The sequence below is a fragment of the Hyphomonas jannaschiana VP2 genome, from assembly GCF_000685215.1.
Taxonomy (GTDB): domain Bacteria; phylum Pseudomonadota; class Alphaproteobacteria; order Caulobacterales; family Hyphomonadaceae; genus Hyphomonas; species Hyphomonas jannaschiana.
Genome location: NZ_ARYJ01000006.1, coordinates 209,449 through 231,947, shown reverse-complemented (window position 1 = coordinate 231,947; position 22,499 = coordinate 209,449). Strand labels below are relative to the sequence as shown.

General features: G+C 61.2%; 29 protein-coding genes. 26 read left to right on the top strand and 3 right to left on the bottom strand.

Going from position 1 to position 22,499, the window contains the following annotated elements; translation table 11 throughout:
• Positions 1 to 2: 2 nt before the first annotated feature.
• From rplP to HJA_RS11395, 23 genes are all read left to right on the top strand, one after another.
• Positions 3 to 419 (top strand): 50S ribosomal protein L16, encoded by a 417-nt coding sequence (gene rplP, locus HJA_RS11505; RefSeq protein ID WP_035582275.1) that lies wholly within the window; start codon positions 3 to 5, stop codon positions 417 to 419.
• Positions 420 to 421: 2 nt separating this feature from the next.
• Positions 422 to 640 (top strand): 50S ribosomal protein L29, encoded by a 219-nt coding sequence (gene rpmC, locus HJA_RS11500; RefSeq protein ID WP_035582273.1) that lies wholly within the window; start codon positions 422 to 424, stop codon positions 638 to 640.
• Positions 641 to 651: 11 nt separating this feature from the next.
• Positions 652 to 897, top strand: coding sequence for a 30S ribosomal protein S17 (rpsQ, locus tag HJA_RS11495; RefSeq protein WP_034765817.1), 246 nt, complete (start codon positions 652 to 654; stop codon positions 895 to 897).
• Complete coding sequence (rplN, locus tag HJA_RS11490; protein ID WP_034765820.1) at positions 894 to 1,262, top strand: 50S ribosomal protein L14; 369 nt, start codon at positions 894 to 896, stop codon at positions 1,260 to 1,262. The genes rpsQ and rplN overlap by 4 nt, the downstream gene beginning before the upstream one ends.
• Position 1,263: 1 nt before the next feature.
• Positions 1,264 to 1,581, top strand: coding sequence for a 50S ribosomal protein L24 (gene rplX / locus HJA_RS11485; RefSeq protein ID WP_035582270.1), 318 nt, complete (start codon positions 1,264 to 1,266; stop codon positions 1,579 to 1,581).
• Complete coding sequence (gene rplE / locus HJA_RS11480; protein ID WP_035582268.1) at positions 1,574 to 2,128, top strand: 50S ribosomal protein L5; 555 nt, start codon at positions 1,574 to 1,576, stop codon at positions 2,126 to 2,128. The genes rplX and rplE overlap by 8 nt, the downstream gene beginning before the upstream one ends.
• Positions 2,129 to 2,147: 19 nt before the next feature.
• Positions 2,148 to 2,453: a 30S ribosomal protein S14 gene (gene rpsN, locus HJA_RS11475; RefSeq protein ID WP_034765827.1), complete on the top strand. Its 306-nt coding sequence runs from the start codon at positions 2,148 to 2,150 to the stop codon at positions 2,451 to 2,453.
• Between the two features lie 15 nt (positions 2,454 to 2,468).
• Positions 2,469 to 2,864: a 30S ribosomal protein S8 gene (gene rpsH, locus HJA_RS11470; protein ID WP_035582266.1), complete on the top strand. Its 396-nt coding sequence runs from the start codon at positions 2,469 to 2,471 to the stop codon at positions 2,862 to 2,864.
• A gap of 9 nt (positions 2,865 to 2,873) precedes the next feature.
• Complete coding sequence (gene rplF / locus HJA_RS11465) at positions 2,874 to 3,485, top strand: 50S ribosomal protein L6 (RefSeq protein WP_035582263.1); 612 nt, start codon at positions 2,874 to 2,876, stop codon at positions 3,483 to 3,485.
• Positions 3,486 to 3,489: 4 nt separating this feature from the next.
• Positions 3,490 to 3,852, top strand: coding sequence for a 50S ribosomal protein L18 (rplR, locus tag HJA_RS11460; protein ID WP_035582259.1), 363 nt, complete (start codon positions 3,490 to 3,492; stop codon positions 3,850 to 3,852).
• An 11-nt stretch (positions 3,853 to 3,863) separates the two neighbouring features.
• Complete coding sequence (rpsE, locus tag HJA_RS11455; RefSeq protein WP_035582255.1) at positions 3,864 to 4,439, top strand: 30S ribosomal protein S5; 576 nt, start codon at positions 3,864 to 3,866, stop codon at positions 4,437 to 4,439.
• Positions 4,440 to 4,459: 20 nt separating this feature from the next.
• Positions 4,460 to 4,645 (top strand): 50S ribosomal protein L30, encoded by a 186-nt coding sequence (rpmD, locus tag HJA_RS11450; protein ID WP_034765840.1) that lies wholly within the window; start codon positions 4,460 to 4,462, stop codon positions 4,643 to 4,645.
• Positions 4,646 to 4,703: 58 nt separating this feature from the next.
• Positions 4,704 to 5,183: a 50S ribosomal protein L15 gene (gene rplO, locus HJA_RS11445; RefSeq protein ID WP_035582252.1), complete on the top strand. Its 480-nt coding sequence runs from the start codon at positions 4,704 to 4,706 to the stop codon at positions 5,181 to 5,183.
• Between the two features lie 88 nt (positions 5,184 to 5,271).
• Positions 5,272 to 6,630: a preprotein translocase subunit SecY gene (secY, locus tag HJA_RS11440; protein WP_035582249.1), complete on the top strand. Its 1,359-nt coding sequence runs from the start codon at positions 5,272 to 5,274 to the stop codon at positions 6,628 to 6,630.
• On the top strand, positions 6,627 to 7,196 hold the full coding sequence (locus HJA_RS11435) for an adenylate kinase (RefSeq protein WP_035582246.1): 570 nt from the start codon (positions 6,627 to 6,629) through the stop codon (positions 7,194 to 7,196). The genes secY and HJA_RS11435 overlap by 4 nt, the downstream gene beginning before the upstream one ends.
• A gap of 149 nt (positions 7,197 to 7,345) precedes the next feature.
• Positions 7,346 to 7,714: a 30S ribosomal protein S13 gene (gene rpsM / locus HJA_RS11430; RefSeq protein ID WP_035582243.1), complete on the top strand. Its 369-nt coding sequence runs from the start codon at positions 7,346 to 7,348 to the stop codon at positions 7,712 to 7,714.
• Between the two features lie 13 nt (positions 7,715 to 7,727).
• Entirely contained in the window at positions 7,728 to 8,117 is a 390-nt protein-coding gene (gene rpsK, locus HJA_RS11425; RefSeq protein ID WP_034765851.1) for a 30S ribosomal protein S11, read from the top strand.
• A gap of 67 nt (positions 8,118 to 8,184) precedes the next feature.
• Positions 8,185 to 9,222: a DNA-directed RNA polymerase subunit alpha gene (locus HJA_RS11420; protein WP_035582240.1), complete on the top strand. Its 1,038-nt coding sequence runs from the start codon at positions 8,185 to 8,187 to the stop codon at positions 9,220 to 9,222.
• Positions 9,223 to 9,267: 45 nt separating this feature from the next.
• Positions 9,268 to 9,687, top strand: a complete 420-nt coding sequence (gene rplQ, locus HJA_RS11415) for a 50S ribosomal protein L17 (protein WP_081814664.1) — start codon at positions 9,268 to 9,270, stop codon at positions 9,685 to 9,687.
• Positions 9,688 to 10,047: 360 nt separating this feature from the next.
• On the top strand, positions 10,048 to 11,268 hold the full coding sequence (locus tag HJA_RS11410) for an RtcB family protein (RefSeq protein ID WP_035582392.1): 1,221 nt from the start codon (positions 10,048 to 10,050) through the stop codon (positions 11,266 to 11,268).
• Positions 11,269 to 11,551: 283 nt separating this feature from the next.
• Positions 11,552 to 12,613 (top strand): hypothetical protein, encoded by a 1,062-nt coding sequence (locus HJA_RS11405; RefSeq protein ID WP_035582237.1) that lies wholly within the window; start codon positions 11,552 to 11,554, stop codon positions 12,611 to 12,613.
• Positions 12,614 to 12,730: 117 nt separating this feature from the next.
• Positions 12,731 to 14,311 (top strand): amino acid permease, encoded by a 1,581-nt coding sequence (locus HJA_RS11400; RefSeq protein WP_035582234.1) that lies wholly within the window; start codon positions 12,731 to 12,733, stop codon positions 14,309 to 14,311.
• A 73-nt stretch (positions 14,312 to 14,384) separates the two neighbouring features.
• A complete protein-coding gene (locus tag HJA_RS11395; RefSeq protein WP_035582231.1) occupies positions 14,385 to 14,987 on the top strand; it encodes an HD domain-containing protein in 603 nt (200 codons plus the stop codon).
• A gap of 80 nt (positions 14,988 to 15,067) precedes the next feature.
• Here the strand turns inward: HJA_RS11395 and HJA_RS11390 are convergent, their stop codons facing one another.
• Positions 15,068 to 15,472: a Kazal-type serine protease inhibitor family protein gene (locus HJA_RS11390; protein WP_035582229.1), complete on the bottom strand. Its 405-nt coding sequence runs from the start codon at positions 15,470 to 15,472 to the stop codon at positions 15,068 to 15,070.
• 92 nt (positions 15,473 to 15,564) lie between these two features.
• Entirely contained in the window at positions 15,565 to 16,488 is a 924-nt protein-coding gene (locus HJA_RS11385) for an SDR family NAD(P)-dependent oxidoreductase (RefSeq protein WP_035582227.1), read from the bottom strand.
• Positions 16,489 to 16,627: 139 nt separating this feature from the next.
• Here HJA_RS11385 and HJA_RS11380 point away from each other — a divergent pair, with 139 nt between their 5' ends.
• Positions 16,628 to 16,996: a VOC family protein gene (locus HJA_RS11380; RefSeq protein ID WP_035582225.1), complete on the top strand. Its 369-nt coding sequence runs from the start codon at positions 16,628 to 16,630 to the stop codon at positions 16,994 to 16,996.
• A gap of 63 nt (positions 16,997 to 17,059) precedes the next feature.
• Here the strand turns inward: HJA_RS11380 and HJA_RS11375 are convergent, their stop codons facing one another.
• A complete protein-coding gene (locus HJA_RS11375; RefSeq protein WP_035582221.1) occupies positions 17,060 to 18,598 on the bottom strand; it encodes a S10 family peptidase in 1,539 nt (512 codons plus the stop codon).
• Positions 18,599 to 18,860: 262 nt separating this feature from the next.
• Here HJA_RS11375 and HJA_RS11370 point away from each other — a divergent pair, with 262 nt between their 5' ends.
• The gene (locus HJA_RS11370; protein WP_241764346.1) at positions 18,861 to 20,159 is read left to right on the top strand and encodes a NupC/NupG family nucleoside CNT transporter; all 1,299 of its coding nucleotides are present in this window, start codon (positions 18,861 to 18,863) and stop codon (positions 20,157 to 20,159) included.
• A gap of 100 nt (positions 20,160 to 20,259) precedes the next feature.
• Positions 20,260 to 22,479, top strand: coding sequence for a TonB-dependent receptor (locus HJA_RS11365; RefSeq protein ID WP_241764345.1), 2,220 nt, complete (start codon positions 20,260 to 20,262; stop codon positions 22,477 to 22,479).
• Positions 22,480 to 22,499: the final 20 nt, after the last annotated feature.

Here is a 22,499-nt window from a genome sequence, read left to right as displayed (position 1 = left end):
AGATGCGTCAACCGAAGCGAACCAAATTCCGCAAGGCCTTCAAGGGCCAGATCCGCGGGAACTCCAAGGCCGGTTTCTCGCTGGCATTCGGCGAGTTCGGCCTGAAGGCACTCGAGCCGGAGCGTGTCACCGCTCGCCAGATCGAGGCGACCCGCCGCGCCATTACCCGCGAAATGAAGCGTCAGGGTAAAGTGTGGATCCGCGTATTCCCGGATGTGCCGGTCTCGGCCAAGCCGATCGAAGTCCGGATGGGTAAAGGCAAGGGCTCGGTAGACCGGTGGGTCTCCCGCGTTGCCCCGGGCCGTATCCTGTTCGAGATCGATGGCGTGCCGGAAGACATTGCCCGTGAAGCCCTGCGCCTCGGCGCTGCCAAGCTTCCGATCAAAACCAAAATCGTCAAGCGTATCGAGGGGATCTGATCATGGCTCGCAAGACCAAAGCACGCCTCGACGACATGAAGGCGAAATCGGCTGACCAGCTCAAGGACGACCTGGTCAAGCTGAAGAAGGAACAGTTCAACCTGCGTTTCCAGGCGGCCACTGGCCAGCTGGAAAAGACTTCCCGCGTTTCCGAAGTCCGCCGCGACATTGCTCGCGTCAAGACTCTGATGCGTGAGAAGGCTCAGGCCGGTAAGGCGTAAGGAGAGGGATCATGCCCAAGCGTATCATGGAAGGCGTCGTGGTCTCCGCCAAGCAGAACAAGACCGCAATCGTCCGCGTCGAACGGACCTTCACCCACCCGGTGATGAAGAAGATCGTTCGCCGCTCGAAGAAGTATCACGCTCACGACGAAGGCAATGTTGCCGTCGAGGGGCAGACTGTCACCATTCAAGAGTGCACGCCGAAGTCCAAACTGAAGCGTTGGGAACTCGTTACCGGCGAAGGGAGTGACGCATGATCCAGATGCAGACCAACCTGCGGGTGGCTGACAACTCCGGCGCGCGCCGCGTCCAGTGCATCAAGGTGCTGGGTGGCGCAGGCCGTCGTTATGCCTCCGTTGGTGACGTGATCGTGGTCTCCGTGAAGGAAGCGATCCCGACCGGCCGCGTGAAGAAGGGCGATGTGCGTAAGGCCGTTGTCGTTCGCGTGGCAAAAGACATCAACCGCCCGGACGGCTCCACCATTCGTTTCGATACGAACGCCGCCGTCCTGATCAACAACAATGGCGAGCCGATCGGCACCCGTGTGTTCGGCCCGGTTCCGCGTGAACTGCGCGGCAAGAACCAGGTCAAGATCGCCAACATGGCCCCGGAGGTCTTGTAAGATGGCTGCGAAGATCAAAAAAGGCGACACGGTTGTCGTGATCGCTGGCCGCGACAAGGGCACCACGGGTGAAGTCCTGAAGGTGATCCCGGATGAGAACCGCGTTGTCGTGCGCGGCGTGAACGTTGTGAAGCGTCACCAGAAGCCGTCCCAGATGGATGCCGGCGGTCTGAAGACGTTTGAAGCGCCGGTTCACGTCTCGAACGTAGCGCTCACCGATCCGCGCGATGGCAAGGCCGTTCGCGTGGGTTTCAAAACCGACGAGCATGGCCGCAAGACGCGCTATGCCAAACGCTCTGGGGAATCTATCGATGTCTAAGGCATACGAACCCCGTCTGAAGACGAAGTATCGCGAGCAGATCCGTGCCAAGCTGCAGGATCAGTTCAACTACTCGAACCCGATGATGATCCCGAAACTGGATAAGGTCGTGATCAACATGGGCGTCGGCGAAGCTGTGGCGGACTCCAAGAAGATCAAGTCGGCCCTGGCTGAGCTTGAGCGGATTGCTGGTCAGAAGCCGGTTGCTACGAAGGCCCGCAAGTCGATCGCCGGCTTCAAGGTTCGCGAAGGCATGCTGATCGGCTGTAAGGTTACCCTGCGCCGCGACCGCATGTACGAGTTCCTCGATCGTCTGACCAACATCGCCCTGCCGCGCGTGAAAGACTTCCGTGGTCTGAACGGCAAGAGCTTCGATGGCCGTGGCAACTACGCCATGGGTCTGAAGGAACACATCGTGTTCCCGGAGATCAACTATGACGAAGTCGATGACATCCGCGGTATGGACATCATCGTCTGCACCACCGCCGCAACGAACGAAGAAGCCAAAGCACTCCTCGCCGAGTGTGGCTTCCCGTTCCGCAACTAGCGCCCAGGAGACTGCTTAAATGGCAAAGAAGAGCGCAATCGAGAAAAACGCGAAACGCCAGAAACTGGTGGAGCGCTACGCTGAGAAGCGTGCAAAGCTGAAAGCGGCGGCGATGGACGAAAACCTGTCGCTGGAAGAGCGTTACAAGGCTCGCCTGAAGCTGGCTGAGCTGCCGCGCAATTCCGCACCGAACCGCGTGCGTAATCGCTGCGAAGTGTCCGGCCGTCCGCGCGGGTACTATCGCAAACTTAAAATGTCGCGGATCGCGCTGCGCGAGCTTGGCTCGAACGGTCAGATCCCCGGCCTCGTGAAGTCCAGCTGGTAAGAGAGGAGGGTAAACATGAACATTTCTGATCCCCTCGGCGATATGCTGACCCGCATCCGCAACGCTCAGATGCGCGGCATGTCGACTGTTGTCACGCCGGCTTCAAAGCTCCGTGGCCGTGTGCTGGAGGTTCTCCTGTCGGAGGGCTACATCCGCGGCTACACGGAAATCGAGAAAGACGGTCACAAGAACCTGGAAATCGAGCTCAAGTACTATGAAGGCCAGCCGGTCATCTCGGAGATCAAACGCGTCTCCAAGCCCGGCCGCCGCGTGTACTCTTCGGTCTCCGACATTCCGCTGGTGCGTAACGGCCTCGGCATCTCCATCCTTTCGACTTCGAAAGGTGTGATGTCCGATAACGTCGCCCGCGCCGAGAATGTCGGTGGCGAAGTGCTCTGCCGGGTCTTCTAGGAGAGCACCATGTCACGTATTGGAAAACTCCCGATTGAGATCCCTGCCGGCACCACGGTGACGGTCGAAGGACAGACGATCAAGGCAAAAGGTCCGAAGGGCGAACTGTCCCTGACGATTGCTGAAGTCATCACGCCGAAACTGGAAGGCAATGAGCTGACCGTAACGCCGCGCGACGACATGATGAAGGCTGCCAACGATCGCATCGAAGCCGAGAAAGCCCGCGGCAAGCGTCCTCCGACGCTCGCTCAGGCCCTCGACCCGGTTGCCCGCACCCAATGGGGCACAGCGCGTTCCCGCGCAGCCAACATGATTGAAGGCGTGTCCAAGGGTTACGAGAAGACGCTCGAACTGGTCGGCGTCGGCTATCGTGCCCAGATGCAGGGCAAGGATGTGAAACTGGCTCTCGGCTTCTCGCACGATGTGGTCTACGCGGCGCCGGAAGGCATCACGCTGGCATCGTCCAAGCCGACGGAAGTCGTCATTTCGGGCGCTGACAAGCAGGTTGTCGGCCAGGTCGCTTCCGAGATCCGTAAGTACCGTTCGCCGGAGCCTTACAAAGGCAAGGGCATCCGTTACGCGGGCGAATACGTCCGCCGTAAGGAAGGTAAGAAGAAGTAACGCCATGAAAAGCTCACGCGAAAAGATGCAGCGCCGCGCCCAGCGCGTACGTACCAAGCTCCGGAAGGTCGCCGAAGGCCGCCCGCGCCTGTCGGTTGCGCGCAGCCACAAGAACATCTCCGCTCAGATCATCGATGACGAAAAGGGCATCACGCTCGCTTCGGCTTCGACGCTTGAGAAAGACGTTCTGGGCGGTGCCAAAACCGGTGCTGACACGTCCGCTGCTGCTCAGGTCGGCAAGGTCCTGGCAGAACGCGCCAAGAAAGCCGGTGTTGAAGACGTTGTCTTCGACCGCGGCGGCTACATGTTCCACGGCCGGGTGAAAGCCCTGGCAGACGCCGCCCGTGAGGGCGGTCTCAAATTCTAAGGAGAGGCCCTATGGCTGAAGAAAGAGGAAGAGGCCGCCGGAATCGCGATCGCGACGAGGAGCAGTCTGAATTCGTCGACAAGCTGGTTGGCATCAACCGCGTCGCCAAGACGGTGAAAGGCGGTAAGAACTTCGGTTTCGCGGCCCTCGTCGTGGTTGGTGACCAGAAGGGCCGTGCCGGCTTCGGCAAGGGTAAAGCCCGCGAAGTGCCGGAAGCGATCCGCAAGGCAACGGAAGAAGCCAAGCGCAACATGGTTCGTATCCCGCTGCGCGAAGGCCGCACGCTGCACCATGACGGCAAAGGCCGTTGGGGCGCTGGCAAGGTCGTCCTGCGTGCTGCCCCTCCCGGTACCGGCGTGATCGCTGGTGGTCCGATGCGTGCCGTGATGGAAGTGCTCGGCGTTCAGGACGTGGTCGGCAAGTCGATCGGTTCCTCGAACCCCTACAACATGGTTCGTGCTACCTTTGACGCGCTGACGGGGCAGGCAAGCCCGCGTTCCGTCGCTTCCAAGCGTGGCCTGAAAGTTCAGGACGTGGTTGGCCGCCGTACCGATGGTGCGTCGGAAGCCGGCGTCGTTGAAGCCTGAGCCTAGGGAAGGGTAACGACATGTCGAAATCCAAACTTACCGTCCGCCAGACCGGCAGCCCGATCGGCCGCAAGCCTGAGCAGCGCCAGACGCTGGTCGGCCTCGGCCTGAACAAGGTTGGCCGGACCAAGGAACTCGAAGACACTCCGGCCGTGCGCGGCATGATCCGCAAAGTGGCCCACCTGGTCGAGGTGGTCGGCGAATAAGGCCCCGTGCCGTTTCGCCCGCCGCCCCAACCATCAAGACGTATCGGAAGATAGAACGATGAAACTCAACGAACTGTCCCCCGCTGAAGGCTCCACCAAGCAGCGTATGCGCATTGGCCGCGGCGTTGGCTCGGGCAAGGGCAAGACGGGCGGCCGCGGCGTGAAAGGCCAGAAGGCCCGTTCCGGCGTTGCCATCAATGGCTTCGAAGGCGGCCAGATGCCGATCTACATGCGCCTGCCGAAGCGTGGCTTCACCCCGCGTGGCCAGAAGACAATGTCCTGGGTCAACCTGGGCCGTGTCGCCAAGGCTGTGGAAGCTGGCAAGCTGGACCCGTCCAACGTGACCGAGGAGACGCTTGTCGCCTCCGGCCTCGTGCGCAACGTCCGTGATGGCGTTCGCCTGCTGGCCAAGGGCGCTGCTCCGAAGAACCTCAACATCACCGTGACCGGCGCGTCGAAAGCTGCGATCGAGGCCGTTGAAAAGGCTGGCGGCAAGGTGACTGTTACGGGTGCCGAAAAAGACACGGCTGCAGAATAAACAGCGGTTTTTACCCGGAACCCCTTCACAAACACCGTGACGCCGCCGATTTTGGCGGCGCACGCATTTTCAGGGAGATCGAGCATCGATGGCCAATGCCGCAGAACAGATGGCTCGCAATGTAAATCTCGGAACCTTCGCCAAGGCCAAGGATCTGCAGAATCGCATCCTGTTTACTCTGGGCATGTTGCTGCTCTACCGGCTCGGTACATTCATCCCGATCCCGGGTCTCGATCCGGTCGCCTACGCGTCGATCTTTGAAAGCCAGTCCGGCGGCCTGCTGGGCAACATGAACATGTTTGCCGGCGGCGCGGTGGAGCGGATGGGCGTATTTGCCCTGAACGTGATGCCCTACATCACCGCCTCCATCATCATTCAGATGATGACACAGGCCTCTCCGACACTTGAGAAGCTGAAGAAAGAAGGCGAGGCGGGCCGAAAGCAGATCAACCAGTATACGCGGTACCTGACGCTCGCCTTTGCGCTGGTTCAGTCCTTCGCGATTTCGTCCGGTCTGTCACACGTGCGTATCGATGGCATTGCCGGGCCGTTCTTTATCCTTACCGGCGTTGTCACCCTGACAGGTGGCACCATGCTGCTGATGTGGATGGGCGAACAGATCACGGCGCGCGGTATCGGGAATGGTGTTTCACTCATCATTTTCGCCGGTATCGTGGCGGAGCTACCCAAGGCCATCGTTAACCTGATCAGCCAGGCCCGCGCGACCTCGGTGAACGTGGTGTTTGTTATCGCCATTGCGGCGATGGTCATCGCTCTGGTTGTGTTTATCGTGTTTATGGAACGCTCACAGCGACGGCTGCTGATCCAGTATCCGAAGCGCCAGCAGGCGCATGGTGTGGCACAGGGCCAGAAGAGCTTCCTTCCGTTGAAGATCAACACGGCCGGTGTGATTCCGCCGATCTTTGCGTCAGCGCTGCTGATGCTGCCGCTGACCGTTGTCGGCTTCATGGGGGGCAATGCGGCTGGGGCGGCAACGGACACCGAAGTGAATGGCATCCTCTCCTGGCTTGCGGCGAACTTCTCCGCGGGCACCTGGACGCACATCATCTCCTATTGTGTGCTCGTGATCTTCTTCACGTTCTTCTACACCTCGATCATGTTCAATCCCGAGGAAACGGCCGATAACCTCCGGAAATATGGCGGTTTTATCCCGGGCATCCGTCCGGGTTCCAACACGGCGGCCTACTTCGACTATGTGCTGACTCGCCTGACGGTTATCGGTGCGCTTTATCTGACCTTTGTCTGTGTTCTGCCAGAGCTCTTGCGGCGCTATTACCCGGAGATCCCGTTCTATATCGGGGGTACGTCGCTGCTGATCGTGGTGTCGGTCACCATGGACACCGTGACGCAGATACAGTCGCATTTGATTGCGCATCAATATGAAGGCATGATCAAGAAGTCGAAGCTCGGGGGTCGTAAGAAATGAACCTAATTCTGTTCGGGCCGCCTGCGGCCGGGAAGGGGACGCAGGCGAAACGTTTGGTAGAGGAGCGTGGTTTCATCCAGCTCTCCACAGGCGATATGCTGCGCGCCGCCCGCGCGTCAGGCTCTGAACTGGGTCAGCGCGTTGCGACCATCATGGACGAAGGCGGCCTCGTGTCCGACGAGATCGTGATCGCCCTGATTGATGAACAGCTGACCGCCAATCAGGGCGCAGCGGGCTTCATCTTCGATGGCTTCCCGCGCACGGTCGGACAGGCCGCTGCCCTGGATGAGCTCCTGAAATCCCGTGGAACGGAAGTGAACCGCGTTGTCCGCCTGGTGGTGGATGACGAGCAGCTTCTGGCACGCGTCACTAAGCGTTTCGAAGAGCAGGGCCGCAAGGATGACAACCCGGAAACCTTCTCGAAACGTCTTGAGAAGTATTACGAGGATACTGCCCCGCTGGTGCCGATTTACGCTGAGCGGAGCATCCTGACGGAAGTCGACGGGATGGCCTCGATTGAAGAGGTTGCAACCCAGATTGACGCTGCGCTGAAAGAGACGGCATAAAGCTGGGATTCCGCTGTTGACGCGTTAATTTCCCCAGTTATAAGCCTCCATTCTTAGCTTAAGGCTTAATCGCCGGCGCGCGAGGCGGATCCGCTTTCCGACTCGGCGCGCTTTTAATGTTTGAACAGTCCGCTTGAGGAGAATCGGCTTTGGCCCGTATTGCAGGCGTAAATATCCCGACCAACAAGCGCGTCGTAATTGCGCTGCGGTACATCCACGGCATCGGCCCGGCCTTCGCAAAGGAAATTTGCGAGAAGGTGGGTGTCGACGAGTCGCGCCGCGTGACCGAACTGACCGACGCTGAAGTGATCAAGATCCGCGAAACGATCGACTCCGATTACATGGTCGAAGGCGACCTGCGCCGCGATACCTCCATGAACATCAAGCGCCTGATGGACCTCGGCTGCTATCGTGGCCTGCGTCATCGCCGCAAGCTGCCGGTTCGCGGTCAGCGTACGCACACCAACGCTCGTACCCGCAAGGGTCCGGCCAAGCCGATCGCCGGCAAGAAGAAGTAAGGGGTAGCTCGTTATGGCTCGTGAGACGACCCGCGTCCGCCGCAAGGAGCGCAAGAACATCACCTCTGGTGTCGTTCATGTGAACTCCTCCTTCAACAACACGATGGTGACCATCACCGACGCGCAGGGGAATACGATCTCCTGGTCGTCGTCTGGCACGATGGGCTTCAAGGGGTCGCGTAAATCGACCCCGTATGCTGCCCAGATGGCTGCCGAAGATGCCGCGAAAAAGGCCATGGAGCATGGCCTGCAGACCGTCGAGGTTCTGGTGCGTGGTCCGGGTTCGGGCCGCGAAAGCGCCCTGCGTGCCCTTCAGGCTGCTGGCCTGACGGTTACGGCGATCAGCGACACCACGCCGATCCCGCACAATGGCTGCCGCCCGCCGAAACGCCGCCGCGTCTAAACGGAATGAACCTTCCCGGCGGCGCGCCCAATTCGCGCCGCCATCCGCTTTTTGAGGATCGCCACACATGGCAGAGAACACCGCCGTAAACGACCGTAACTGGAAAGAACTGATCCGCCCGAACCGCCCGGTGGTTCAGGCTGGATACGACCCGAAGCGTAAGGCGAAGCTCGTCATCGAGCCGCTGGAGCGTGGCTATGGTACGACGCTGGGCAACGCCCTGCGCCGCGTGCTGCTGTCCTCTCTGCAGGGCGCTGCCATCATTGGCGTCCAGATCGACAACGTCGTTCACGAATTCTCCGCCATCCCGGGCGTCCGCGAAGACGTCACGACGATCGTCCTGAACCTCAAGCAGGTCGCGATCTTCATGGAAGGCGACACGGCCAAGCGCATGGTGCTGAAAGCGACCGGCCCGGGCGAAGTGAAAGCTGGCCAGATCGAAACCTCGGGCGACACGAAGATCCTCAATCCGGATCACGTGATCTGCACGCTGGACGATGGCGCTGAAGTCCGCATGGAATTCACTGTCGCCACCGGCAAGGGCTATGTCCCGGCCGAAGCGCACCGTCCGGAAGACGCTCCGATCGGTTATATCCCGATTGATGCCATCTATTCGCCGGTTCGCCGCGTTGGCTACCAGGTGGAAGACACCCGCGAAGGCACGAAGCTGGACTTCGACAAGCTGACCCTCGACATCGAAACCGATGGCTCGGTCACGCCGGAAGATTCCGTCGCTTACGCCGCCCGCATTCTGCAGGACCAGCTGCAGCTCTTCATCAACTTCGAAGAGCCGACGCTGGAAGCCGGCACCCAGACAGAAGAAACCGATCTCGGCTTCAACCCGGTCCTCCTCAAAAAGGTGGACGAGCTGGAACTGTCCGTGCGTTCGGCAAACTGCCTGAAGAACGACAACATCGTTTACATCGGTGACCTGATCCAGAAGTCGGAAGCGGAAATGCTGCGCACGCCGAACTTCGGCCGCAAGTCGCTGAACGAAATCAAGGAAGTCCTCGCTGGTCTTGGCCTGCATCTCGGCATGGAAGTGCCGGACTGGCCGCCGGAAGACATCGAAGGCCTCGCCAAGAAATACGACGACCACCTATAGGACCCGGCAGATGGGGGCCTGATCACCTCCTGAAGGACAATCACAATGCGCCATAAACTTGCACACCGCACTCTGAACAAGTCGACTTCTCACCGGAAGGCGATGTTCGCCAACATGGCCGCAAGCCTGATCGAGCACGAGCAGATCGTCACGACGCTGCCGAAAGCCAAGGAAATGGCGCCGATCATGGACAAGCTGGTGACTCTGGCCAAGAAGGGCGACCTTGCTGCCCGCCGCCAGGCTCTCTCCAAGGTCCGTAACGAAGATGCTGTCCGCAAGCTCTTCGACGTGTTCGGCGATCGCTACAAGGACCGCAACGGTGGCTACACCCGCGTGCTGAAAGCCGGCTTCCGCCATGGCGACAACGCACCGGTTGCTGTCCTCGAGATGGTCGATCGTGACGAGACCGCCAAAGGCGCCGCTGACAAGGCCCGCCACGAGGCTGAACTCGAAGCCGGCGAATAATCTGCGCAAAGAATTTTCCGCAAGGAAATCAAAGAGCCCCGGAGCTTTCCTCCGGGGCTTTTCGTTTTTGCGGTTGACGCCTCTGCGCGTTTCCATCATACGGCGCCTCCAATGCAGCCAGAGGACGGACCGATGAAACGGCCAGAATCAAATTTCCAGAGGACAGCTCCGGCCCTGTATCAGGGCGAGGATCGCTGCCGCATGGAGGTTGCTGGATAGGGGTTGATGGTCAGTCCCGGGCTCCGAAAGGAGTTTATGCCGCCCTCCGCGCTTTTACCGCCCGGAGGGTTTTTCTTTGTCTTTCTAAACCCGAAGGACCGCGCGGAGGGCTTATCAGGAGGAGCTTTGTCAGAAGAAGCTGTGAGAACGATGAGCCAGTTTGAAGTATTTGAAACCAGCGCCGGTGGGCGCATCAAGGCCTGGGTGAAAGGGGTCCCTGTCGAATCGCAGGCGCGCGCGCAGCTTGAGAATGTTGCGGGCCTGCCTTTCATTCACTCGCACCTGGCCGTGATGCCCGACGTCCATTTTGGGCGCGGGGCGACGGTCGGGTCGGTGATCCCCACGAAGGGTGCGATCATTCCGGCGGCTGTCGGCGTCGACATCGGCTGCGGAATGATGGCGGTTCGGACCAGCCTGACGGCGAACGACCTGCCGGACAGCCTGTCGGCCATCCGCAGCGAGATCGAACGCAAGGTACCGGTCGGCAACGGTCGCGGTGGCAACCACAAGGAAGCGCCCGCCCGTGCGGCCACCGCGCTGCGCGCCTCTGGCCTCGCCGACAAGCTCGACGTGATCCTCCGCAAGCACAAGCGGATCCAGCGCACGGCCTTTGCCAAACAGCTGGGCACGCTTGGCGGCGGGAACCATTTCATCGAGCTCTGCCTCGACGAAGCGGATCGCGTGTGGGTAATGCTGCACTCGGGCTCCCGCGGCACGGGGAACATCCTCGGCACCTACTTCATCCAGGAAGCCCGCGAGGCCTTGGAGAAGCGGGTGCTCGGTTATCACGTCCCGGACAAGGACCTCGCCTTCTTCGTGGAAGGGGAAGAATTGTTCGATGACTACACGATGGCCGTCGGCTGGGCGCAGGACTACGCGCGCCTCAACCGCGAAGTGATGATGGACCGTGTGCTGCTTGCGCTGCGCGATTTCTTCCCCGGCTTCTCGCTGGAGAAGGAAGCGGTGAACTGCCACCACAATTATGTGGAGCGGGAACACCACTTCGGCGCCAATGTCTGGGTCACCCGCAAGGGCGCAGTAAGCGCCAAGACGGGCGAACTCGGCATCATCCCGGGATCGATGGGGGCGAAATCCTTCATCGTGCGCGGGAAGGGGCATGCGGACTCGTTCTGCTCGTGCTCGCACGGGGCAGGGCGGACGATGAGCCGGTCGGAAGCCAAGCGGACCTTCACTGTGGAGGACCACCTTGCGGCGACCGAAGGCGTCGAATGCCGGAAAGACTCCGGCGTCATCGACGAAACGCCGATGGCCTACAAGGACATCGACGCTGTCATGGCGGCCCAGTCCGACCTTGTGGAGATTGTTCACACGTTGAAGCAGGTCGTGTGCGTTAAGGGGTGATCGAATTAATTTCGACGTGTCCTTGACAGTCAGTGGTGGCTCACCTTATACGCCACCTTCCTCTTGACCAGCCATCCGAACACGGATGGCTGGTCAAACCAACCAACGGACCAAACAGATGAAGCACGGTTGCGCAAAAACAATCCTGCTCCTCAGTCGATGGGGAGCGCTGTCAGCGTCCCCCGCGCGTTTGCCGGTGGGCGTCTGACCTCACAATTTTTCTGACTTCAATCGGTCCGTGTCCGGCTTTCCGGATTGCGGGCGATCTGGAAGGAGGTGGATCATGGGCAATCCCATGACCCGGCGCCTTGTGCGGCTCCATGGCCGTGCCGGTGCCATGACGCCCTTGCTCCGGTTTCTTGCCGGGGCGCACGCTGAAGCGCTTGCCATTGCATGGCCGGCACCTCATGCGGGCTTTCTAGCCTTGCCGTCCGCCCGCCGTCATGCGGCGGCGATCCTGCTGTCGCGTGATCTCGACTTGTACGAGATTGCGCGGGTCGTGGAATACGGACGGGATGGAGATGTTGCGAAACACCTCATGCACGGACAAGCCTCGGGTGGATTGATGAAAGCACTGTCCCGGCTGGGTGAAACCCTGTGGGAGGCGGCAGATTATGATCTGTTCCTGTCCCTTTTCTCTGATGAGAATACGGCGCAGGTGCTGCGGCATACGGATGAGATTCGTCCGCCGCAGCTTTACCTGATCCGCAGGCTTCCTGTGCTGCTCCGAGTGCCGAAAATCCTTCGGCACATTCCGGACAGCCAGGGCGCCGTAGATGACCTGGCGGAGGCTTTCCGTCTGGCCGTCCGCATCCGCGGTAAGGAGCAGACTGCATCCATCGCGCGCCGGTGGGAGCGAGCTGCATCTGCAGAACGCCTTTTTGACATGGCGGCGGAAGATCTTCAGCCGACCGAGTTCGGGAAGTCGTTGGCTCCGCCGGATCTGCCGTCTGCCTTCTCCCGGGTCACCGACAGAAAAACGCTGGAACAGGTCGCACTGGAATTCCGTAATTGCCTGCGGGATTTCACCAGCGACATCGCGGCCGGGCAAATGGCGGTCTACGTCCTGCGCGACGGTGTCGAGCGGGCCGTCCTGGCGCTTCGCCGGGATACCGCCGGCTGGCGGCTCGCAGAGGCGAGAGGCAAAGACAATGCGGATCTGCAGGAAGACACCCTGCGCTTCATTGTCGATGCCGTGGAAAAGGCAGGGGCCCGTACCGGCGAATCCAGCTGGATCCTTGCCCGGCGCCTGCACGAGCATGTCTGCCGCCGTTGCGGACCGGCGCATGCGCCGATGCGGGAGACCTGGGTCGACCAGCTGGCGCTGGGCTCGCTCTGGGACTGATTGTCGGTGCGCAACATGGGACGCCTCTCCGGAAACGGAGGGGCGTCTTGCGTATGGAAACGCTTGTGTCCTCCGGAATTACGGATAGGCTCAACGCCGCTTATCGGAGCATTCCCCATGATATTCGACCGTATCAAACCGCTCGACGCCATCCTTGCGACAGCGGAGAAGAAGTCCCTGCACAGATCCCTCGGCGCCTTCCAGCTTACCATGCTGGGCATCGGGGCCGTGATCGGGACAGGTATTTTCGTTCTCACCGCTGCGGCTGCTCAGAAGGCCGGGCCGGGGATGATGTTCTCTTTCGTCATTGCAGGTTTCGTCTGCGCCGTGGCCGCGCTCTGCTATTCTGAACTTGCCTCTATGGTGCCAGTGTCGGGCTCTGCCTACACTTATACATATGCCGTGATGGGCGAGCTTCTGGCCTGGATGGTGGGCTGGGCACTGATCCTCGAATACGCCGTGGCGGCGTCGGCGGTGTGCGTGGGCTGGTCCGGCTATGTCATGGGCCTCGTGGAGAATTTAACCGGGTTTACCTTGCCCGGGGCGCTCAGTAGCGGCCCCGCCTGGGGCTTCGCAGGCGGTATCCCGCACGTCGATTTCAGCCATGGCGTGGTGAACCTGCCGGCCATTGTGGTGGCGGCTGTGGTGACCTGGCTTCTGGTCATCGGGACCAGCGAAAGCGCCTCGGTCAACGCGGTTCTGGTGGCCATCAAGGTCACGGCACTGACGGCTTTTATCGTGCTTAGCTTCCCGATCCTGAAGGGGGAGAACTTCACACCGCTGATGCCAACCGGCCTGCTGGGGCATGACGGGCTCGGCGTCGTCGGGGCGGCGGCGACCATCTTCTTCGCCTATGTCGGCTTCGATGCGGTTTCGACCGCTGCTGAAGAAACTAAGAACCCGCAGCGCAACGTGCCGATCGGCCTGATCGGTTCGCTCGCTATCTGTACGGTGTTCTACTTCCTTGTTGCGGCCGGTGTGGTTGGAACCGTCGGGGCCCAGCCCGTGCGGGATGCTGCCGGCGCAGTTCTCCCACCGGATGGGGCAGGCTTTGCCGCCCGCTGCACAGAACTCAGGGCGCTGGGCGAGGCACCAATCGTCTGTTCGGACGAAGCACTTGCCGAGACGCTCCGTATTGTCGGCTTCCCCATAATCGGCAACCTCGTCGGCCTCGCGGCCTCCATCGCCCTGCCATCCGTCATCCTGATGATGATCTACGGCCAGACGCGGATCTTTTTCGTCATGGCCCGCGATGGCCTGCTGCCGGAGAAGCTTGCCGACGTGCACCCCAAATTCAAGACGCCGTGGAAGATGACTATCTTCACCGGGATTTGTGTGGCCATCGCAGCGGCCTTTTTCCCGGTCGGCCAGCTGGCGGATATTTCGAACTCCGGCACGCTGTTCGCCTTCTTCATGGTTGCGATTGCGGTGATGATGCTCCGACGGACAGATCCGGACCGCTTCCGCCCGTTCCGCACCCCATTCGTCTGGGTGATCGCCCCGATCGCGGCGATTGGCTGCCTTGGCCTTTATCTGAACCTGCCATTCGTGGCGAAGATGGTGTTGCCGGTCTGGGGCGCGATCGGACTCGCGATCTACTTCTTCTACAGCCGTAAGCGCAGCCATGTCGGCCTTGGCCTGATCGAGGTGCACGAGGAAGATTCTGACGTTCCGCCTTCGGCTGCGCCGCCGATCTGACGGGACGGGGATTGGAACTCTCTCGCGGCGGGGCTATCCTGCCGCGAGACAACAAGAAACCGGAGGAAATGAGATGGCTGACGGACACGCCGTAGGCGAACGCGCAAAATTCCGCGAAATGCTGGAGGGCACCAAGGAAGACTGGGAAATCATCGCGGAGCATTCCAGGATCTTCAACAAGGGCCTCGCCAAGCGCGTGCTGGATCACCTCCGTCTGCTGGATGGCGATTTCGGTGGTTTCCCCATCGACCGGCTGGAGCACTCGCTGCAGACGGCGACCCGCGCCCACCGCGACGGCCGGGATGAGGAATATGTTGTCTGTGCGCTGCTGCACGACATTGGTGACACGCTTGGCAGCATGAACCATCCGGACGTGGCGGCCGCGATCCTGAAGCCGTTCGTGTCGGAGGAAAATCTCTGGATGGTCGCCAATCACGGCGCCTTCCAAGGCTATTATTTCTTCGAGTATCTCGGCCTCGACAAGAACATGCGCGAACAGTTCAAGGACAGCCCGCACTATCAGCGTTGTGCCGAGTTCTGCCACAAATACGACCAGGCGGCCTTCGATCCGGACTATGAAAGCGAGCCACTGGAATTCTTTGAGCCGATGGTGGAGCGCGTCTTCTCGAAGCCAAAGAACTCCATGTACCTCAAGGCGATGAAGAGCGCTGAATAGTCTGCACGCAGAATGAAAAAAGGGCCCGTATTCCAGAGGAGTACGGGCCTTTCTTCATCCGTGAGCGTGAGGCTTTGCTGTCAGCTCTCTTTCACCTTGCACTCGCCGGGATAGGCGACGCTGACGCCCTCGGCATAGGCTTCGCAGCGATTGCCATAGGTTTCGCCATCGCATCCGCAGACCGGGCGGTATTCCTTGGTGCAGAACGGTCCGGCTTTCCTGCAGGTGCCAGCGGCATCCGCGATGGCGTGGCAGGCACCATCTTCATAGATACAGGTCAGCCCGCTTTCGCATTGGATGGCCGCGATCCCGCCGCACATTTCGCCTTCGGCCGCCTCGGGGATGCCCGGCGATGTAGCGTCTTCATCCTGGGGCGTGGAGATGTCTTCTGGCGGAGCGGTGCGGTCCGGCACGACGCCCGGTTCGAGAAACCATGCGCAACCGGCTAGAAACATTGGGAAAAACAAAAGAACGGCGAGGCGCATGGGAGTTCTCCTTTTCAGGGAACAACCTGCGCCTCGCCGTCATTTTTGGCAAGCTTTCGAGGCGGGTGGCGTTCCCGCCTCAGGCTTCAGTCTCAGCCCTTGCCTTTGCCTTCAGCGACAAGCGAGAACATGTTCGCGCCGTGCTGGCCGCCGGAGGTGAAGGCGTCGAGCGTCTTGCTCGTGTCGGTGATTTCGCCCCATTTCGCGGCGACGGCCTCGGCGGTGAGCTCTTCGCCCTGGCCGACATAGGCACCGCGGGTTTCGACGATGCGGGCCATCGAGAAGGCACCGGCGCCAGCCGACAGGATCATGCCGGTCGGGGCGTCGTCTTTCACCAGGTTCATCACGCCCGGCGTGACATATTCCGGCTTCAGCTGCTCCAGCGCTTCCGGCGGCATCAGGCCTTCGGTCATGCGGGTCGCGGCGACCGGGCAGACGGCGTTGATCTTGATGTCGTTCTTCGCGCCTTCGATTTTCAGCGTGTTCATCATGCCGACCACGCCCAGCTTGCCGGCGCCATAGTTCGCCTGGCCGAAATTGCCGTAGAGGCCGGTGGAGGAGGTGGTCACGACGATCCGTCCGTAGTTCTGCTCCTTCATGATGTTCCAGGCAGCGTGGACCGGCAGGAAGGTGCCGCGCAGGTGAACGGCGAGGACCAGGTCGATGTCCTGGGTCGTCATCTTGGAGAAGGACTTGTCGCGCAGGATGCCGGCATTGGCGATGAGGATGTCGATGCGGCCCCATTTGGCCATCGTGTCATCGATCATTTTCTGCACGCCGGCCTCGTCGGCGACGGACGAACCGTTGGAGATGGCTTCGCCACCCAGCGCTTCGATTTCCTTGACGACAGCTTCAGCCGCTTCGGAGCTGCCGCCCGAACCGTCCATGGAAGCGCCAAGGTCGTTGACGACGACTTTTGCGCCGCGGCGGGCGAGTTCGAGGGCATGGCAGCGGCCAAGACCGCCACCAGCGCCGGTGACAATGGCAACACGGCCGTCAAAACGGATGTCAGACATGGGCTTTCTCCTGAAAAGTCTGGGGGTTTCACACCAGACGCTCACGTGAACGTCAAGCATCTCCCCTGCGTCATACCTTGCGCGTGTTGTCGCGGCGTGTATCGGTTCCATTCTGGAATGCACCAGAGGAGGAAACAACATGCTCGCTTATGTCACGCTCGGCTCCAATGATACGGCCAAGGCCTGCGCCTTTTACGACGCGGTTCTGGGGGAGATGGGGGCCAAACAGGTCTTCAACAATGGCCGCCTCTATTTCTATGGCACAGGTCCGGGCGCGCCCATGCTGGCAATTGGTGGCCCGTACGACGAAAAGGCGGCCAGCTGCGGCAATGGCGTGATGCCGGCGATTGCTGCGCCCGACGCTGCCACCGTCGACAAGGTCTACAACAAGGCCATCGAACTCGGCGCACAGGACGAAGGTGCCCCCGGCCAGCGCATGCCGACTTTCTACGGCGCCTATTTCCGCGACCCGGACGGCAACAAGATCTGCGTCTGCAAACTGGGCTGATCCGGTTTTCGATTCTCATGAAAGCGCCCCCGGCAATTTGCCAGGGGCGTTTTTTATCGGGCTTTAATCCGGCCGTTGGTCTTCCAGCTGTCCGGCGTAGAAGCTGCGAATATCCTTCACCAGAGCATCCAGCGCGCCTTCGTTCAGGTACATCATGTGGCCGCCCTGATAGTAGGTCATGTCGACCCGGTCCTGCGGGATGCCATAGCGTGCGAAGGTGATCTCCGCGTCGAAGAAGGGGCAGATCAGGTCGTAATAGCCGCTGGCGACCATGACGTTCAGACCGGTATTGTGGCGCATGGCGGTGGTCAGCTTGCGCCCGGCATTCACATAGTGCGGTTCCCAGTACTGGCCTTCCGGCACGTCGCGGAAGTTCCATTGCTCGCCTGCATCCGGGCTGGAGACCATGTAAGGCCGGTCCATCTCAACGCCGAGATCGGTGGCGAGATACTGGTTCATCAGGGCCGAATAGGCCGAGCTGACCGCATAGCTCGCCACGTCATCTTCCGGGCCTTCGGCAATGTCGTCGGCCTCATCGCCCAGATAACGCCCGTCGAGCCGGCCGAGCGCCACGCCCTCGTCGCGCAGCAGCTCTTTCTGGAACCGGTGCATCAGGATGCGCAGGTTCGACGTCTCGACATATTGCGGATCGAGCCCGGTGAAATAGACGAGCTTGTCACGGATATAGGCGCGCTCCTCCGGGCTCAGCCGGTCGCCTTTCCAGAGGGCCGGGCCATATTCGTCGCGTGCAAAGGCGCGGGCCTCAGCCAGGAAGTCCGCCTGCGGAATGCCTTGCCCGGCACGGCCATGATACTGGGCCACGGCTGCCATGGAGGGCAGGTAGGTGACGTAGGAATAGACATTGTCGTGGACGGAGGTGGAACCTTCATAGTCCAGCGCCTGCGAGATCAGCACGATGCCGTTGAGGGCAATGTCCACGTCGCCGACCGTCAGCTCATTGGCAAGATACGCCGCGCGCGTCGTGCCGAAGCTTTCGCCGATCAGGTATTTCGGCGCGTTCCAGCGTTTGTGCTTCGTGATCCAGATGCGGATGACTTCGGCGATGGATTCCTTGTCGCCCGCTTCGCTCCAGTAATCCTTGTTCTCGCCTTCGCCGATGGCCTGGCTGAAGCCGGTGCCGACCGGGTCGATGAAGACAAGGTCAGTCTGGTCAAGGATCGACAGAGGATTGTCCACCATCCGGTAGGGCGCGGCGCCGTCATCCGCGTCAGCATCGCTCGCCACCACGACGCGTTTCGGCCCCAGCAGGCCGAGATGCAGCCAGACCGAGGCAGAGCCCGGCCCGCCATTGAACACGAAGGTGACCGGGCGGTTCGGACCGGCATTATCCTGAATGTAGGAAATGGTGAACAGGCTCGCCGCCGGCTTGCCTTCGTCATTCCTGATCTGCGTCTCGCCTGCCTCGACCTTGTAGTTCACCTTCTGGCGGCCGAACGTGCCGGAGTGCTGGGTGACGAACATGACCGGTTCGGGGACTGGCCTGGCTTCGGTCTCCTTCGCCGTTTCGGCGCTGTCGGTTTCGGCAAAAGCGGGGGCGGCCATGGCCATGAGGGCAGCCATGAAAAGAGCACGCAGTTTCATTCGGGTCTGTTCTCCTGGGCGACGGGCGGTTTGTCTCTCAGGAGACGGCGCCAGAGGCCTGAATATTAAGGCGAAAACCTATCCACCGCAGGTATCTGCGTCAAATGAAGGTTGAGTCTCATGTGCGGTTGGCCGGCCGGGCGCCTGCGGGACCGCCAGGAACCGCGCATTGCACCCGCCGCACACATGAAAGCTTTCCCTGCGGCGATGTCACGTTTAATCCATAAGGCTCATATCTTCGGGGAAGGGAGACTGGGCCGGGATGAACATCATGGGTTTCGAATGGGGCTGGGACAATGCCCGTGCGTTGCTCGGCATCGCCATGATCTACGGCCTTTGCTGGGCCTGGTCTGAAAAGCGCAAACTGTTCCCGTGGAAGGTCGTCATCGGCGCCACCGTGATGCAGTTCGTTTTCGCGCTGATCCTGTTCGGCATTCCCTTCATCCGCTCCATCCTGTTCCGCGCCAATGATGTGGTCGACGGCCTTCAGGCGGCGACGCGCGCGGGCACCGGCTTCGTGTTCGGCTATGTCGGGGACAATGTCGCCGGGGCCGAGCTGATGGATGGCACGCCCCCGCCACTCTTCTTCTTCCAGATCCTGCCCATCGTGATCGTCGTGGCCGCCCTGTCGGCGATGCTCTGGCACTGGGGCATCCTGAAATGGATCACGAACGGCTTCGCCTTCATCTTCCGGCGGGGCATGGGCCTTGGCGGAGCGACGTCGCTGGCCGTTTCCGCCAACGTCTTCATGGGCATGACCGAGGCGCCGGTTCTCATCCGGCCCTACATCAAGGGCATGACGCGGTCGGAACTGCTGATCATGATGACAGCCGGTTTTGCGACCATCGCGGGCTCGGTCCTCGTCGTGTACGGCTCGTTCCTTGAAGGCAAGATGGCGAACCCGCTGGCCCAGCTGCTGACCGCGTCCATCATGGCTGCGCCCGCAGCTGTCGCCGTCGCGCTCACCATGATTCCGGAAACCACCCCGGCGACCGAGCGCATGAAAGAGCCGGACTTCAACTACGCCTCAACGATGGATGCCTTCTCGCGCGGGGCGACCGACGGGCTGCAGATCGTGTTCAACATCGCGACAATGCTGATTGCGGCGCTGGCGCTGCTCTGGCTGGTCAATGCCGGGCTTGGTGCCCTGCCGGACGTTGCCGGCGCACCGCTCTCCATCGAGCGTATCCTCGGCTGGATCTTTGCGCCGCTGATGTACATGGTCGGCGTGCCGATGGAGGAGGCGGCGAAGTCAGGCTCCCTGATGGGCGTGAAGACGGTGCTGACCGAATTCGTCGCCTTCCTGCAGCTCGCCGAAGTGCCGCCGGATGCGATGGACCCGCGCACGCGCATGATCACGGCCCACGCGGTCTGCGGCTTTGCCAATTTCGGCTCCATGGGCATCCTGATCGGCGGCCTGTCGATCATCGAGCCGAGCCGCCGGGATGACTTCCTCTCCCTGTCCTGGCGCACCCTGGTGGCGGGCACGTTCGCGACCTGCCTCTCGGCAGCCGTCGTCGGCGCGCTGCCTTATCAGCTCTTCGCCGGGCATGCGGGCTGACCAGCTGACAAAAGCCTGACACGCAGGCGTGACTGACTGGCCCTTGCGTGCCGCAGCGGCACGTACGAAACACAAGGCTTCCGCTTGGGAGGAAGCGTTCATGCATACTGGTCCGGATCGTGTCATCCCGGAAAACGCGAAGCGTTTGTCCGGGACTCAGCTCAGACTTTCGCTGATGGCCTCTGGCTCCCGGCTCTCTGCGCTTTGCGCTGCGGCCGGGATGACGATGGCTTTTGGCTCACTACCGGCCTTCGCGCAGCAAGCCGGTAATGAAGACGTCTCGCTTCCTGCCTGCGATGCGCCGGTCGACAAATCGCAAGGCGCAGGAACTTGCGTTGATGAAACCGGTCAGAAGCGCGTCTGGTGGATTGAGAATAGACTTTCTCCGGTCGAAATCTGGGGTGACCGGTCTGAAGCCGATCCCGGCAGCCAGAGTTTCGCGACGGCAGAACAGATTGACGCCACCGCCGCCGACCACCCGGCTGAAATCCTGAACCAGCTGCCCGGCGTGAACGTGCAGATGAATTCCGGGCAGGAGCATCTGATTGCCATCCGTTCGCCGGTGCTGACCGGCGGAGCCGGGCAGGGCAGCTTCCTGATCCTCGAGAACGGTGTCCCCACCCGCTCCCCTGCCTTCGGCAACGTCAATTCCCTGATCGAGCCGCACCATGAGATCGCCGATGCGATCGAGGTTGTGCGCGGGCCGGGCAGTGCGAAATACGGCTCAAATGCCGTGCACGGACTGATCAACGTGATCCTGCCAGAACCGGGCGAAGGCAGCGAAGTGCGCGCCTCCTATGGCACGCTCGGCCGCTGGCGCACCGACATGAAGCTGGACGAGGGGCAGCACTGGCTGGTGAACCTCTCGCTGATGAAAGACACTGGCTGGCGCGATAATACCGATGTCAGCCAGCAGAAACTCTCCCTCATTGGCAAGTTCAATCCGGGCCTTTGGGACGCGACCGTCTGGCTATCCGGCCAGAACCTCGAGCAGGAATCCGGCGGCTATATCACCGGCGCCGATGCCTACAAGGATGAGGACATCGCGAAGACGAACCCCGATCCGGATGCCTATCGCAATGCCTGGTCGGCACGCGTTGGTGCGCGTCTTGAACGGCCCCTGTTCGATGGCATACTGACCCTCATCCCCTATGCGCATTCGCAGGCGATGATCTTCTCCCAGCACTTCCTGCCGAATGGCGGCGTGGAGAAGAACGGCCATACCGGCGGCGGCGTCATGGTGCGCTATGAGCAGCCTGTGTCCGAACAGCTCACCTGGCGCGTCGGCACAGATCTCGACGCGGCCAGCGGTTACCTGCGCGAAATCCAGCCGGACCCGTTCGGCTTCTTCCCCGGCGACTCCCGCTTCCCGCAGGGCGTCCACTATGACTATGACGTCGACACCACCGTCGCGGCGCTGTGGACCGAACTGGAATGGGCGCTTTCTGAAGATGTCCGTATCCTCGCAGGGCTCCGCGGTGAAAGCCATGACTATGACTACAGCACGAAGGCTCCTGCGGGCATCAATGGCCGCTTCAACGTGCCCGCCGACCGGTTGGATTCCTATGAGTTCCTGACACCGAAGCTCGGCGCTGTCTGGTCCGTCTCCGACACGTTCGATCTCTATGCCAACTATGCGCGCGGCGCCCGCGCCCCGCAGGTGTCGGACCTCTACCGCCTGCAAAGCCTGCAGGTCGTCGGCCAGATCGATGCCGAAACGCTGGACAGTGTGGAAATTGGCGCACGCGGCGCGGCCCTCGACGGACGGCTTGTCTTCGATGTCTCCGCCTACTGGATGGACAAGGAGAATTTCTTCTTCCGCGACTCCGACGGCCTGAACGTCACCGACGGCTCAACCGAGCACAAGGGCATCGAAGTCTCCGCCGCCTACGACCTCACAGACACGCTGTCCCTGTCCGGCAATGTGTCCTGGTCGGACCAGACCTATACGTTCGACCGCATTATTGCAGGCTCTGCCTCAAACACGATCCTCGACGGTAACGAGATCGATACCGCACCGGAATGGCTCGCCAATGCGCGCCTGAACTGGCAGGCAACGGACCGGCTGGCCCTGTCGCTGAATGTCGAACACATCGGCGAATACTTCACCGATCCCGGCAACCAGTATACCTATCCGGGACATACCGTGCTCGGCGCCCGCGCGGCCTGGGCCTGGACGGATACGCACACGGTCTGGATCAATATCCGCAACCTGACAGACGAGCGCTATGCCGACCGGGCAGATGTCTCTTTCGGCACGCCGCGCTACTTCCCAGGCGAGCCAGTCAATGCCACGATCGGCCTCAGCCGGACATTCTAGAACATAATCGGAGGAAACCC

Excerpts from the sequence above, each read along its gene's own strand:
- rplP (WP_035582275.1), top strand. The coding sequence starts at position 3 with ATGCGTCAACCGAAGCGAACCAAATTCCGCAAGGCCTTCAAGGGCCAG.
- rpmC (WP_035582273.1), top strand. The coding sequence starts at position 422 with ATGGCTCGCAAGACCAAAGCACGCCTCGACGACATGAAGGCGAAATCG.
- rpsQ (WP_034765817.1), top strand. The coding sequence starts at position 652 with ATGCCCAAGCGTATCATGGAAGGCGTCGTGGTCTCCGCCAAGCAGAAC.
- rplN (WP_034765820.1), top strand. The coding sequence starts at position 894 with ATGATCCAGATGCAGACCAACCTGCGGGTGGCTGACAACTCCGGCGCG.
- rplX (WP_035582270.1), top strand. The coding sequence starts at position 1,264 with ATGGCTGCGAAGATCAAAAAAGGCGACACGGTTGTCGTGATCGCTGGC.
- rplE (WP_035582268.1), top strand. The coding sequence starts at position 1,574 with ATGTCTAAGGCATACGAACCCCGTCTGAAGACGAAGTATCGCGAGCAG.
- rpsN (WP_034765827.1), top strand. The coding sequence starts at position 2,148 with ATGGCAAAGAAGAGCGCAATCGAGAAAAACGCGAAACGCCAGAAACTG.
- rpsH (WP_035582266.1), top strand. The coding sequence starts at position 2,469 with ATGAACATTTCTGATCCCCTCGGCGATATGCTGACCCGCATCCGCAAC.
- rplF (WP_035582263.1), top strand. The coding sequence starts at position 2,874 with ATGTCACGTATTGGAAAACTCCCGATTGAGATCCCTGCCGGCACCACG.
- rplR (WP_035582259.1), top strand. The coding sequence starts at position 3,490 with ATGAAAAGCTCACGCGAAAAGATGCAGCGCCGCGCCCAGCGCGTACGT.
- rpsE (WP_035582255.1), top strand. The coding sequence starts at position 3,864 with ATGGCTGAAGAAAGAGGAAGAGGCCGCCGGAATCGCGATCGCGACGAG.
- rpmD (WP_034765840.1), top strand. The coding sequence starts at position 4,460 with ATGTCGAAATCCAAACTTACCGTCCGCCAGACCGGCAGCCCGATCGGC.
- rplO (WP_035582252.1), top strand. The coding sequence starts at position 4,704 with ATGAAACTCAACGAACTGTCCCCCGCTGAAGGCTCCACCAAGCAGCGT.
- secY (WP_035582249.1), top strand. The coding sequence starts at position 5,272 with ATGGCCAATGCCGCAGAACAGATGGCTCGCAATGTAAATCTCGGAACC.
- HJA_RS11435 (WP_035582246.1), top strand. The coding sequence starts at position 6,627 with ATGAACCTAATTCTGTTCGGGCCGCCTGCGGCCGGGAAGGGGACGCAG.
- rpsK (WP_034765851.1), top strand. The coding sequence starts at position 7,728 with ATGGCTCGTGAGACGACCCGCGTCCGCCGCAAGGAGCGCAAGAACATC.
- HJA_RS11420 (WP_035582240.1), top strand. The coding sequence starts at position 8,185 with ATGGCAGAGAACACCGCCGTAAACGACCGTAACTGGAAAGAACTGATC.
- rplQ (WP_081814664.1), top strand. The coding sequence starts at position 9,268 with ATGCGCCATAAACTTGCACACCGCACTCTGAACAAGTCGACTTCTCAC.
- HJA_RS11405 (WP_035582237.1), top strand. The coding sequence starts at position 11,552 with ATGGGCAATCCCATGACCCGGCGCCTTGTGCGGCTCCATGGCCGTGCC.
- HJA_RS11400 (WP_035582234.1), top strand. The coding sequence starts at position 12,731 with ATGATATTCGACCGTATCAAACCGCTCGACGCCATCCTTGCGACAGCG.
- HJA_RS11395 (WP_035582231.1), top strand. The coding sequence starts at position 14,385 with ATGGCTGACGGACACGCCGTAGGCGAACGCGCAAAATTCCGCGAAATG.
- HJA_RS11390 (WP_035582229.1), bottom strand. The coding sequence starts at position 15,472 with ATGCGCCTCGCCGTTCTTTTGTTTTTCCCAATGTTTCTAGCCGGTTGC.
- HJA_RS11385 (WP_035582227.1), bottom strand. The coding sequence starts at position 16,488 with ATGTCTGACATCCGTTTTGACGGCCGTGTTGCCATTGTCACCGGCGCT.
- HJA_RS11380 (WP_035582225.1), top strand. The coding sequence starts at position 16,628 with ATGCTCGCTTATGTCACGCTCGGCTCCAATGATACGGCCAAGGCCTGC.
- HJA_RS11375 (WP_035582221.1), bottom strand. The coding sequence starts at position 18,598 with ATGAAACTGCGTGCTCTTTTCATGGCTGCCCTCATGGCCATGGCCGCC.
- HJA_RS11370 (WP_241764346.1), top strand. The coding sequence starts at position 18,861 with ATGAACATCATGGGTTTCGAATGGGGCTGGGACAATGCCCGTGCGTTG.
- HJA_RS11365 (WP_241764345.1), top strand. The coding sequence starts at position 20,260 with ATGCATACTGGTCCGGATCGTGTCATCCCGGAAAACGCGAAGCGTTTG.